The following is a 12,627-nucleotide window of genomic DNA, read 5'->3' as shown; positions in this document are numbered from 1 at the left end:
GCGGTTTCGCGCATGATCTTGGGGAAATATTCTTAAGCTAGTCTTTATCGAGCCAATTATCCTATCAACTACAACAATCTGCCTATTTTTTGATCACCACATCGCCCCATAGGACCGAAAACAAAAAGCCCGCGAACATTGTCCGCGGGCTTTTCAAATTCAGCGATGATTTGCGGCTTAGTGGACGTGGCCACCATTGATTTGACCGGCTTCGATTGCCAGGTTCAGCAGCGCGCTCACCACGTCCTGAGCATAGGACTTGTCTTCTGGGGTCGGTGCAGCAGCAAGCTCGGCCTCGGCTGCCTTGATCTGGGTCGCCAGATCAGCGTGGTCGAACTCGGCATAAGGCACTGACTGCTCGGCCAGGATCGTCAGACCTTCTGGCGAAACGTCGGCAAAGCCGCCCTTGACGAAGAAGATGGCGTCATGGCCGCCAGTGCCGTTCACGGTGATAAAACCGGGACGCAGCGTCGTCATGAACGGCGCATGGTCGTTCATCACGGTGAAATAGCCTTCGGTGCCGGGCACTGTGACCGAGGTCACGACTTCCGACAGTACCAGCCGCTCAGGCGACACGATCTCGATCTTGAGGCCTTCAGCCATATTTTTGGTCCCTTAGCGGAGCAAGCCCGAACGTTTCGGGCGTAGGCACAGGGCCCGTCGCGAACGACGAGCCCAAGTTGGGCTAATTAGGCAGCCTGTGCGGCCAGCTTCTGCGCCTTCTTGACGGCATCTTCGATGGTGCCGACCATGTAGAAAGCAGCTTCTGGCAGGTGATCGTACTCGCCAGCCACGAGGCCCTTGAAGCCCTTGATGGTGTCTTCGAGCTGAACGAACACGCCTGGCGAACCGGTGAACACTTCAGCCACGTCGAACGGCTGGCTCATGAAGCGCTCAACCTTACGAGCACGGGCCACGACCAGCTTGTCTTCTTCCGACAGCTCGTCCATGCCCAGGATCGCGATGATGTCCTGCAGCGCCTTGTACTTCTGCAGCACTTCCTGAACGCGGCGAGCCACGTCGTAGTGCTCCTGGCCAACAACGTTGGCATCGAGAATACGCGAGTTCGAAGCCAGTGGATCCACGGCTGGGTAAATACCCTTTTCCGAGATGGCGCGGTTCAGAACGGTCACGGCGTCAAAGTGCGCGAACGAGGTTGCTGGTGCCGGATCGGTCAAATCGTCGGCGGGCACGTACACGGCCTGCACCGAAGTGATCGAGCCCTTGTTCGTGGTCGTGATGCGTTCCTGCATCTGGCCCATGTCGGTCGCCAGTGTTGGCTGGTAACCCACGGCCGAAGGAATACGACCCAGCAGAGCCGACATTTCAGCGCCAGCCTGGGTAAAGCGGAAAATGTTGTCCACGAAGAACAGCACGTCCTGGCCCTGGTCACGGAAGTTCTCAGCAACGGTCAGACCGGTGAGAGCCACGCGAGCACGCGCCCCTGGGGGCTCGTTCATCTGGCCGAAAACAAGAGCGCACTTGGAACCAGCGGCCGAGCCACCGTTCTCTGCGGGGTCCTTGTTCACGCCCGATTCGATCATTTCGTGATACAGATCGTTGCCTTCGCGGGTGCGTTCACCCACGCCAGCGAACACCGAGTAACCACCGTGCGCCTTGGCGACGTTGTTGATCAGTTCCTGGATCAGAACGGTCTTGCCCACGCCGGCGCCGCCCATCAGGCCGATCTTGCCGCCACGTGCGTATGGAGCGATCAGATCAACGACCTTGATGCCGGTGACCAGAACCTGCGATTCAGGGTTCTGTTCAGCGAACGATGGTGCGTCCTGGTGGATTTCGCGGGTGGAGTCACCCGAGATTGGACCAGCTTCGTCGATTGGCTCGCCGATCACGTTCATGATGCGGCCTAGGGTCGCTTCACCAACTGGCACGCGGATAGCGGTGCCCAGATCGATCACTTCGGCGCCGCGAACGAGGCCTTCGGTGGTGTCCATTGCAATGGTGCGCACGGCGTTTTCGCCGAGGTGCTGTGCCACTTCAAGGACCAGACGCTGGCCGTTATTGGTGGTTTCGAGGGCGTTCAGGATCGCGGGCAGGTGGCCGTCGAACACGACGTCCACGACGGCACCAATGACCTGCGATACGCGACCGGCCTTTTTCTCTGCCATTTGTTTCGTCCTTCGCTTCGATGCTTAGAGCGCTTCCGCGCCCGAAATGATTTCGATGAGTTCTTTGGTGATCTGAGCCTGGCGCTGGCGGTTGTAGCTCAGCTGCAACTGGCCGATCATTTCGCCGGCGTTCCGGGTCGCATTGTCCATTGCGGACATCTGCGCACCATAGAACGAGGCGCTGTTTTCGAGCAGGGCTTTGAGGATCTGCACCGAGATATTGCGCGGCAGCAGGTCTTCAACGATGGCTTCTTCGCTCGGCTCGTATTCGTAAGGAACAGCCGAAGCTTCGGCAGCGCCTTCACCGGCTGGAACGTCCAGCTTGGCGGGGATCAGCTGCTGTGCCGTTGGCACCTGGCTGATGACCGAACCGAACTTGGCAAAGAATAGCGTCGCAACGTCGAACTCGCCAGCGTGGAACATCTCCAGCACCTTGTCCGCAACCTGCTGGGCCTGGGTGAACCCGACCTGCTTGATTTCGCGGAAATTGAAGGTGTCGACGATCAGCTGCGGATACTGACGGCGCAGGATATCGTGGCCCTTGCGGCCAACGGTCAAGAACTTGACCGTCTTACCCTGGCTGATCAGCTTTGCAGCGTGTTCACGTGCAAGGCGGGAAATCGACGAGTTGAAACCGCCGGCCAGGCCGCGCTCACCGGTGGCAACCACCAGCAAATGCACCTGATCCTTGCCTGTGCCGCCCAGCAGCACAGGTGCGTTTTCCTGACCATCATAGACGGCGCCCAGCGCAGCCAGGACCTTGCCCATACGCTCGGCGTAAGGGCGTGCAGCCTCGGCAGCTTCCTGGGCGCGACGGAGCTTGGCCGCCGCAACCATCTGCATAGCCTTGGTGATCTTCTGAGTCGATTTGACCGAGTCGATCCGGTTTTTTAGGTCCTTTAGCGACGGCATGAGTTCGTCGTCTCCTTAAGCCCTTAGGCCGCGTAGGTCTTCTTGATCTCGTCCAGAGCGGACTTGAGCTTGCCCTTGGTGTCGTCGGTGATCTGCTTGTCGGTCGCAATGGCCTTCAAGACGTCGCCATACTTGCCATGGAATGCGGACAGCACGGTCTTCTGGAAATCGGCGACCTTGCTGACGGGCAGCGAGTCGAGATAGCCGTTGGCGCCAGCAAAGATCACCACAACCTGTTCTTCCGTCTTGAGCGGAGAGAACTGTGGCTGCTTGAGCAGCTCGGTCAGACGAGCACCGCGGTTCAGCAGACGCTGGGTCGAGGCATCGAGATCGGAACCGAACTGAGCAAAGGCGGCCATTTCGCGGTACTGCGACAGCTCACCCTTGAGCGAGCCTGCAACCTGCTTCATCGCCTTGATCTGCGCCGAACCACCCACGCGGGACACCGACAGACCGACGTTAACGGCCGGGCGGATACCCTGGAAGAACAGGTTGGTTTCGAGGAAGATCTGGCCGTCGGTGATCGAAATCACGTTGGTCGGAATATAGGCCGACACGTCGTTGGCCTGGGTCTCGATCACGGGCAGCGCAGTCAGCGAACCGAGGCCATGCTCTTCGTTCAGCTTTGCAGCACGCTCCAGCAGACGCGAGTGCAGATAGAAAACGTCGCCTGGGTAAGCTTCGCGACCTGGTGGACGACGCAGCAGCAGCGACATCTGACGGTAGGCAACGGCCTGCTTGGTCAAATCGTCATAGGCGATAACGGCATGCATGCCATTGTCGCGGAAGAACTCGCCGATAGCGCAGCCGGTGAACGGCGCGATGTACTGGAGCGGTGCAGGATCGGATGCGGTAGCAGCGATAACGATCGAGTATGGCAGGGCGCCGGACTCTTCGAGCTGCTTGACGAACTGGGCAACGGTCGAACGCTTCTGGCCGATCGCGACATAGATGCAATACAGCTTGTCGGTGTTGGAGGCGTTGGCGTCGTGGGCTGGCTTCTGGTTGAGGAAAGTATCCAGAATGATAGCCGACTTGCCGGTCTGACGATCGCCAATGATCAGCTCGCGCTGGCCACGGCCGATTGGGATCAGAGCGTCGATGGCCTTGAGGCCGGTCGACATTGGCTCGTGCACGGACTTACGTGGCAGAATGCCAGGCGCCTTGACGTCAACGCGACGGCGCTCGGTGTGAACGATTGGACCCTTGCCATCGATCGGGTTGCCCAGACCGTCGACAACGCGACCAAGCAGGCCCATGCCCACCGGGGTGTCAACGATCGAACCGGTGCGCTTGACGACGTCACCTTCCTTGATCGAACGGTCATTGCCGAAAATCACGACGCCGACATTGTCGGTTTCAAGATTGAGAGCCATGCCCTTGATGCCGCCTGGGAACTCGACGAGCTCACCAGCCTGCACATTGTCGAGGCCGTAAACGCGGGCAATACCGTCGCCGACGGAAAGCACCTGACCGACTTCGGAAACCTGGGCTTCCTGGCCGAAATTCTTGATCTGGTCCTTGAGGATCGCAGAGATTTCCGCGGCTTTGATGTCCATTATCCGACCTCTTTCATGGCGATCTTCATCGCAGCGAGTTTTGTCTTGAGTGAGCTATCGATCATCTGGCTGCCGACCTTCACCTGAAGGCCGCCAATCAAGGACGGATCGACGAATTGGTTGAGCGTGACCGTCTTGCCGATCTTGCCCTTGAGCGTTTCGGCCAGAGCCTTGACCTGATCGGCACCCAGCGGCGCCGCCGAGGTCACATCGGCCGTCACTTCGCCACGCGCCTGAGCAGCCAGTTCGCGGAAGCCAACAATGATGGCATCGAGCGCAAACAGACGACCATTCTTGGCCACGAGCTTGAGGAAGTTGGTGACGAGGCCATTCGTATTGGCCTTGGCCAGCAACGCATCGAGCGCCTTGGCCTTGTCGTCACTGGTAATCACTGGCGAGCGGAGGAAGCGCGCAAAGTCAGCACTCTCCCCGATCAAACGAGAGACGTCGGAAAGCGACGTCTCGACCGATGCCAGCTGGTTCTCACTCTGTGCGAGATCGAACAGTGCCGACGCATATGGCCGGGCGATGTGGGTAAGCACTGAATTCTGCGCTGCCAATGCCGCTACACCCTCTTGGTTGCCTGCCTGCTAGCCCGCCATATTTCACTAGGAAAACCGGGCGGTTGCCGACGCTTGTTCTGGTCTGGAAAAGGGGACGTCCGGAGACCCCTTCAAAGTCGCGCTCGCTCTAGCACAAGCCTTGCGCGGCTTGCAAGGCTTGGGGCACCGATTCAAATGCGGCGAAAGTGTCGCAGGGGCAAATGCGCTCCGCATAGGCTCAGTTGGATCGGCCAAGACCACCAAAGAGACAAAACGTCTATTTTGGTTATTTGCTTGAGAGATCATCAAATTCCAAGAAAACACCTCCAATAGACGAAGGTTAATATTTCGTTTATTGTAGTAAAATTGCCGCGATAACTTAAGGCGGCCGACATCACGCCTCCCGAGGAGGGGCTTGCCATGGCAAAGATGACGTTTACGTCGGATCAGGGATACTGGCCGCAATCGCTGCAGGACGTTTTGGATAATGGAGCGATTACTACCCCGTTCGGCGCCGCGGCCAACACGGCGGTGATCGCCTGGAACGGCTATTCTCTGATTCTGACCGGCACAGGCCTGGTAGCCGCTTCTGGCCGCCAATTGACCGCCGGTACGATTACCGGCTTTGAGCTGACCGGCCCGGACGGCAGCATTTTCAAGTTGAACGCCTTCACGGCCCCGCCCTCGGCCACAAGTTTCCAGCAGATACTGACATTGCTGGACGGGCCGTTCACCAAGGAGCAGTTCATCAATCTGCTGAACTCGACGGTTCTCAAGGAATCGCTGACCGTCGTGGGCCACGCTGGCTTCGATACCATTATTGGCACCCCGTATGCCGACAGCTTCGACGGCAAGGGGGACAGCAACTATCTCGATTATTCGCTTGAGACAGGCAGCGGCGGCGCCATTCTGAACTTCAAGACCGGCAAGTTCACGGACACGCACGGCAACATCGACACCGTCAAAAATATCATCGAAGCCGGTGGCTCGAACAACAACGATACCTTCATCAGCAGCGGCACCGCAGACTACCACTACTGGAGTGGCAATGGCGGGGCAGATACCTATCGCGGCTCCGACAACACCTGGGAGACGATATCGTACAGGTTCGAGAACGGGTCGGAAGGCGTCGTCGCCAACCTCAAGACCGGCCAGGGTACCGACACCTTTGGCAATATCGAGACCTACGAAAAAATCGATGAGCTGGAAGGCAGCAAGCTTGCTGACCGCTTGACCGGCTCAGACGGCGACAATTGGTTTGCCGGCAATGATGGCGCCGACACCATCGACGGCGGCAAGGGTCGTGACGGGGTGTACTATCACCGGGAAGCCGGTGTCGGCGGCACTGGTGGCGTTATCGTCAACCTGTCGTCGAGCGCGATCACTGCCGATGTGGGCAAAGGCTCCATGACCGTGAAGGCCGGCACTGCCATCGACTCGTTCGGCAAGATTGATACCCTCAAAAGCATCGAGGACGTGCGCGGCACCCGTAGCGATGACGTGCTGCGTGGCAGCGACGCCGATAACCGTCTGCGTGGCGACGACGGCAATGACGACATCAGCGGCGGCGGCGGCAACGACAATCTCGATGGCGGCAACGGCAATGACACGCTGCGCGGCGATGACGGCGACGACTACTTCAATTCCGGGATTGGCACCGACAAGCTCTATGGCGGCAATGGCGACGATTACTTTGACCTCGGCAAGGGCAATGACTTTATCGACGGCGGCGCTGGCTGGGACAAGATTTCCTACGCTGAAGAAGATGGCGGCAAGGGCATCCGCGTTGATACTGCCACAGGCAAAATCATCGACACCTTTGGCAACACCGACACCATAATCAATATCGAAGGCATCAAGGGCAGCCGCTATGCTGACGTGTTCAATGGCAGCGCGGGTAACGACTATTTCGAAGGCCTTGCCGGCGCAGACACATTTGACGGCAAGAAAGGCAGCGATCAGGTCGACTACCAGTTCGAGCAAGATTACGGCGGCAAACAGGGCGTCATCGTCAATCTCTCGGCGGCCTTGATTTCTGCGGACATCGGCAAGGGCCTCAAGACGGTGAAGTCGCTGACCGCCATTGATGGCTTTGGCACGGTCGACAAGTTCGTCAGCATTGAGGACATCTCAGGCACAAATTTCAACGACGTCATCTATGGCAATAGCGGCTCAAATAACCTCGAAGGCTTTGGCGGCAACGACATCATCTATGCCGGTGCTGGCGACGATAATCTGCGCGGCAGCGACGGTAACGACAAGCTCTACGGAGAAGCCGGCAATGACCGGTTCAAAGGCGGCATAGGCAATGACACAATCGATGGTGGTGCAGGTCGCGACCGGATCGAGTATTTCCTCGAAACACCCGCCTCGACGGATACGTCCGGCAAGCATGGTGTGATCGTCAATCTCTCGACCAGCGCCATATCTGCCAATGTCGGACAGGGCACAAAAAGCGTTGCAGCAGGCAAGGCGATCGACGCGACCGGCGGCACCGACACCATCAAGAATGTCGAGGATCTCAGGACCACAGAGTTCGCCGACTATCTGGTGGGCAATGCATCGGACAATTACTTCGAGGCCGGCGCAGGCAATGACGTGCTGATCGGTGGGGCTGGCAATGACACCCTGATCGGTGGTCTCGGCCGCGATATCATGACCGGCGGCGCAGGCCGTGACACGTTCCGCTTCGAGAGTATCAAGGATTTTGGCACGAAGACCACGACCCGCGATGTCATCAAGGACTTCGACAGCAGCGACATCATCGATCTTCGAGCCATCGACGCCAATAGCAAGACGTCAGGCGACGACGCCTTCACGTTCAAGGCGGCGCAGAGCACGACATTCAGTGGCACGCCGGGTCAACTGATCTGGTCGCAGCAAAATGTCAGCGGCACCGCCAACGACAAGACCATCATCATGGGCGACACCAATGGCGACAAGATCGCCGATTTCCATATCGAATTGAGCGGGCTGATCAATCTGAACAGCGGCGACTTCCTGCTCTAAGTATCCTCCAAGACCAACTTGGCCCCGTCGGGACACCGGCGGGGCTTTTTGTTGGCTACATGAAGCTCATAGGGTCGATGTCGACTTGGACGCGCAGGTTGCCGGTGACTTTTTCGGCGGAGGCCAGCCAGAAGCGGACATAGCCGGAGAGGTCGAAGTCTTTGCCCGATTGGGCCAGCAGCCGCACCCGGTGACGACCACGCACCATGGCGATTGGCGCGTCGGCTGGGCCAAACAGGCGTACGCCGTCGGCCATAGGCGCGGCGGAGAGCAGCTTCTTGGCGAAGGCCATGGCGGGTTCGTGTTCATTGGCCGAGATGATCAGCGCAGCCAAACGCCCGAATGGCGGCAGGCCGCCCGATTCTCGCGCCATCAATTCGTGGGCATAAAACGCCTCGCGGTCGCCGGTCACCATGGCTTTCATCACGGCGTGATCGGGGTGGTAGGTCTGGAGGAACGCCTTGCCGGTCTTGGAGGCGCGGCCGGCACGACCGGCGACCTGCGTCAAAATCTGGAAGGTTTTTTCGGCGGCGCGTGGATCGCCATGCGCGAGGCCCAGATCGGCATCGAGCACGCCGACCACCGAGAGTTTTTCAAAATGGTGGCCCTTGGAGACCAGCTGCGTGCCGATGATCAGATCGAACTCACCGCGCTCGATCTCGGAAAACCGCTCGCGCAACTGGGCGTTGCTGCCCATGTCGGATGACAGAATCACCCGGCGCGCGTCGGGGAAACGCACGGCGGCTTCCTCAGCGACGCGTTCAATGCCGGGTCCCACGGCAATCAGGGATTCGGCTTCGCCACAGGCGCTGCACACTTTTGGGGTGCGGATTTCATGGCCGCAATGGTGGCACATGAGGACGCCACGGAAGCGGTGTTCCACCATCCAGGCCGAGCAATCGGGGCATTGATATTGGTGGCCGCAGGACCGGCAGAGCGTCAGCGGGGCATAGCCCCGGCGGTTGAGAAACAGCAGCGCCTGTTCGCCCCGATCGAGCGCCGCAAACACTTCCCGCGCCAGCAAAGGTGCGATCCACTCGCCTTTTTCCGGGCCGTCGATCCGCATGTCGATGGTGGTGATATTGGGCATCGCTGCTTCGGCAAAGCGGCTGGTCAGCAGGACATGGGCATAGCGGCCGGTATTGGCATTGTTGCGGGTTTCGACCGATGGGGTGGCCGATGAGAGGATGACGCGGGCGTTGCTGAGATGGGCACGGACCACCGCCATGTCGCGAGCATGATACGTTATCCCGTCCGATTGCTTGTAGGCGCCGTCATGTTCCTCATCGAGCACCAGCATGCCCAGCTCGCGAAACGGCAGGAACAGAGCCGACCGGGCGCCGACCACCGCGCGCACTGTGCCGTCGAGCACACCGCGCCAGACTTTGGCCCGCTGCAACGGCGTCATGTCGGAGTGCCACTCGGCCGGGCGCTCGCCGAAACGCTTGGTGAAGCGGGCGATGAACGTGTTGGTCAGGGCGATTTCCGGCAACAAAATCAAGGCTTGCCGCCCTGCCCGCAGCGTATCGGCCACAGCCTCGAAGAACACTTCGGTCTTGCCGCCGCCCGTGACGCCATCGAGCAGCGCGACGCCGAACTGGTGCGGGTCGAGCGCCAGAATTTCATCAAGCGCCTTCTGCTGCGCGTCGGAGAGCGTGGCAACTGCCGCTTCTGGATCAGGCGGCATGACCACCGGCGGCGCGGGAATTTCGAGCTGTTCGACCGCCCCTGCCCGCTCCAGCCCTTCAATGACTGATGGCGAAACGCCGGTCGCGCCGACCAGCGCCGCCTTGGGCCAGGCCATGTCGTCCGTCAACATATCCAACACCCGCAACCGCGCCGGTGTCAGCTTTTCCGGGTCGCGGCCGGTGCGGCGGAAGGCGATGACGGGTCGGGGCGGATCGAGGGCTTCGGTCGAACGGAGCACGGCGCGCAGCACCTGTCCGGGCGCGGCCAGCGTATAGCGCGCCACCCAATCGACCAGCTTGAGCAGCTCATCGCTGAGCGGCGGCACATCATAGGCCTGCGAGATATCCCGCAACCGATTGTGCGCAATCATGTCCTTGGGCGGCCCCCAGACCACGCCCAGCGTCAGGCGCGGGCCCAGCGGCACAGCCACGATCGAGCCGCGCGTCACCACCATGCCGGCGGGAACGCGGTAGCTATAGGGGCCTTCAACGGCGACCCCCACCATGACCGAAACGATGTCTGGACTTATCTGCATTTGTGCCCGTTCTGTTCGCATCTGAAACATAGGGAGCGCAAGTGATTCTGCCAAAGCGGGGTTGCTTAACAATGGATTTACCGGCCGGGCGGAGAGTGCGGGCATGGTCGATTCCGCTTTTGCCACCGATGATTTCGTGCGTTTCCAGCTTTCTGCCTGGCAGCGGGAGCTGGGCTCGGTTCGGCGGCTCGCCGACAACACGCTTGAGGCTTATGCCCGCGATGTCGACCAGTTCCTGAGCTTTCTGGCCGGACATGCCGGGGGCGCGGTGACCCTTGTGACGCTACGCCAATTGCGTGGTGCCGATATCCGCGCCTTCATGGCGCAACGCCGCAGCGAAAGCCTTGGATCGCGGTCACTGGCGCGGGTGCTGTCGGCGCTCAAGAGTTTCTTCCGCTATCTCGAGCGCGAAGGCGTGGTCAGCACCGAAGCGCTCAACGTTATCCGCACGCCCAAACTGCCAAAATCGCTGCCCAAGGCGCTGACCGTGATCGAGGCCCGCGCCACCATCACCACCACCGAAGACATGGAAGAACGCCCCTGGGTGGCTGCCCGCGACATGGCGGTGCTGTCGCTATGTTATGGTGCCGGCTTGCGAATTTCCGAAGCGCTGGCGCTGACATCCGGCGATCTCGAAGGCGAGGCGCTGCGCGTCACCGGCAAGGGTGGCAAGATCCGGCTGGTGCCGCTGATCGACAATGTCCGCCGCTCTATTGAGCTCTATATCAAGCTATCCCCGTTCCACGCCGCCCCCGATGAACCGCTGTTTCGCGGCGTCAAAGGCGGCGTGCTGTCGCCCCGGTTGATCCAGCTGCGCGTCGTGCAATTGCGCAGTGCGCTGGGCCTGCCGCCCTCGGCGACGCCGCATGCCCTGCGGCATTCGTTTGCCACCCATTTGCTGGGCCGTGGCGGCGATCTGCGCGCCATTCAAGAACTGCTGGGCCATGCCAGCCTATCGACCACCCAGATTTATACCGCTGTCGATACCGACCGGCTGCTGGAGAGTTACCGCAAGGCGCATCCCCGCGGCTAGTGCTGGTAAATGCTGACACATTGTTAGCATCGAGCGCGTTTTAGGTGCCGAACGGATAACCGATTGGCCGACTTGCAGCGCCAATCTGGCTTGCGTATCAATTGAGCCATGCACACGTCAGTGATCATTGCCGCACTGCTCCTTCTTTCTGGCTCCCTTCGGGCCCGGAACGAGCGCTGACGTCCAGCTTTTCGTCTCACCGGCCCGCCATTGGCGGTCGGTGACTGACATGGTGGGCCTCTCAGGAACCATCCATGTCCATCACGACCCCATCCCAGACCCATATCGACCCGACCGGCTATGCCTTTGCCGTGGCTGGGGCGATCCTGTTTTCCACCAAGGGCATCTTCATCAAGCTCGCTTACGCCCATGGCGTATCGTCCGAGATGTTGCTGAGCCTGCGCATGCTGGTGGCACTACCGGTCTATCTCGTCATTCTGGTCACGATTTTGCGGCGTGAGGACAAATTGCGCAGCCTGCTCACGCCCCGCATCGTGCTGGCCAGCATGGCCGTGGGCGTGCTGGGCTATTACCTCTCGAGCTATCTCGACTTTTTGGGCCTGAACTATATCTCGGCCCAATATGAGCGGCTGGTGCTGTTCACCTACCCGTTTTTCATCGTGCTGTTCGGCGTCTGGTTTTTCGGCGACCGCATGGTGTGGGGCGTGGTCCCGGCCATGCTGGTGTCTTATGCCGGGCTGCTGGTGATCTTTGGCTGGAACATGGCGGTAAACCCCGATGGCCTGGTGCTGGGCACCCTGCTGGTGCTGGGTTCGGCCATTACCTTCGCGCTCTACCAGCATCTGGCCAAGCGGCAGATGGTTGTGATCGGCGCGGGGCTGTTCACCTGTATCGGCATGTCGACCGCTGGCGTTTTTGCCATCGGGCAGAACCTCATCATCGCCGGACCGCAAAGCTACTTCACCCTCACCCCTGAAATCTGGGGCTATGGTCTGGCGCTGGGCGTGCTGGGCACGGTGCTGCCGAGCTTTTTGATGAATGCCGGCATGGCCCGCATCGGCGCGCGCGCCACCTCCTCGACGGCAGCGCTCGGGCCCGTGGTCACCATCGTCATCGCCGTGATCGTCTTGTCCGAGCCCTTCACCATTTATCATGGCATTGGCACGGTGCTGGTGCTGGCGGGATCGGTGTTGTTTACCAGGGCAGAGAATAAAGCGCGCCGACAGGGCCGCTAATTCTTTTGTTGCCAGCTGTCCGC

9 protein-coding genes are annotated in these 12,627 nt (G+C 60.1%); 3 read left to right on the top strand and 6 right to left on the bottom strand.

Annotated elements, in window-relative coordinates; all coding sequences use genetic code 11:
* Positions 1-177: 177 nt before the first annotated feature.
* The 5 genes from ABIE28_RS19730 to ABIE28_RS19710 all read right to left on the bottom strand — a co-directional run bounded on the left by ABIE28_RS19730 (position 178) and on the right by ABIE28_RS19710 (position 5,160).
* The gene (locus ABIE28_RS19730; RefSeq protein WP_354065943.1) at positions 178-603 is read right to left on the bottom strand and encodes a F0F1 ATP synthase subunit epsilon; all 426 of its coding nucleotides are present in this window, start codon (positions 601-603) and stop codon (positions 178-180) included.
* Between the two features lie 86 nt (positions 604-689).
* Positions 690-2,129 (bottom strand): F0F1 ATP synthase subunit beta, encoded by a 1,440-nt coding sequence (gene atpD / locus ABIE28_RS19725; RefSeq protein ID WP_354065941.1) that lies wholly within the window; start codon positions 2,127-2,129, stop codon positions 690-692.
* 24 nt (positions 2,130-2,153) lie between these two features.
* Complete coding sequence (locus tag ABIE28_RS19720; protein ID WP_354065939.1) at positions 2,154-3,041, bottom strand: F0F1 ATP synthase subunit gamma; 888 nt, start codon at positions 3,039-3,041, stop codon at positions 2,154-2,156.
* Between the two features lie 23 nt (positions 3,042-3,064).
* A complete protein-coding gene (gene atpA, locus ABIE28_RS19715) occupies positions 3,065-4,600 on the bottom strand; it encodes a F0F1 ATP synthase subunit alpha (RefSeq protein ID WP_354065937.1) in 1,536 nt (511 codons plus the stop codon).
* Positions 4,600-5,160 carry a F0F1 ATP synthase subunit delta gene (locus tag ABIE28_RS19710; protein ID WP_354065936.1) on the bottom strand — a complete coding sequence of 187 codons (561 nt, stop codon included), beginning with the start codon at positions 5,158-5,160 and terminating at the stop codon, positions 4,600-4,602. The genes atpA and ABIE28_RS19710 overlap by 1 nt, the downstream gene beginning before the upstream one ends.
* 402 nt (positions 5,161-5,562) lie before the next feature.
* On the opposite strand from ABIE28_RS19710, the gene ABIE28_RS19705 reads away from it, so the two are divergent.
* Positions 5,563-8,151, top strand: coding sequence for a calcium-binding protein (locus ABIE28_RS19705; RefSeq protein WP_354065934.1), 2,589 nt, complete (start codon positions 5,563-5,565; stop codon positions 8,149-8,151).
* Positions 8,152-8,206: 55 nt separating this feature from the next.
* Here ABIE28_RS19705 and ABIE28_RS19700 read toward each other — a convergent pair whose 3' ends face one another.
* Positions 8,207-10,375, bottom strand: coding sequence for a primosomal protein N' (locus ABIE28_RS19700; RefSeq protein WP_354065932.1), 2,169 nt, complete (start codon positions 10,373-10,375; stop codon positions 8,207-8,209).
* A gap of 103 nt (positions 10,376-10,478) precedes the next feature.
* On the opposite strand from ABIE28_RS19700, the gene ABIE28_RS19695 reads away from it, so the two are divergent.
* Positions 10,479-11,408 carry a tyrosine recombinase XerC gene (locus ABIE28_RS19695; RefSeq protein WP_354065930.1) on the top strand — a complete coding sequence of 310 codons (930 nt, stop codon included), beginning with the start codon at positions 10,479-10,481 and terminating at the stop codon, positions 11,406-11,408.
* Between the two features lie 254 nt (positions 11,409-11,662).
* Positions 11,663-12,604, top strand: a complete 942-nt coding sequence (locus tag ABIE28_RS19690; protein WP_354065929.1) for a DMT family transporter — start codon at positions 11,663-11,665, stop codon at positions 12,602-12,604.
* The last annotated feature ends 23 nt before the right edge of the window (positions 12,605-12,627 follow it).

It is taken from the genome of Devosia sp. 2618 (assembly GCF_040546815.1).
In the GTDB taxonomy this organism is placed as follows: Bacteria; Pseudomonadota; Alphaproteobacteria; order Rhizobiales; family Devosiaceae; genus Devosia.
Note: the sequence above shows the minus strand (reverse complement) of the source record. Positions and strands in the feature narration are given on the sequence as shown.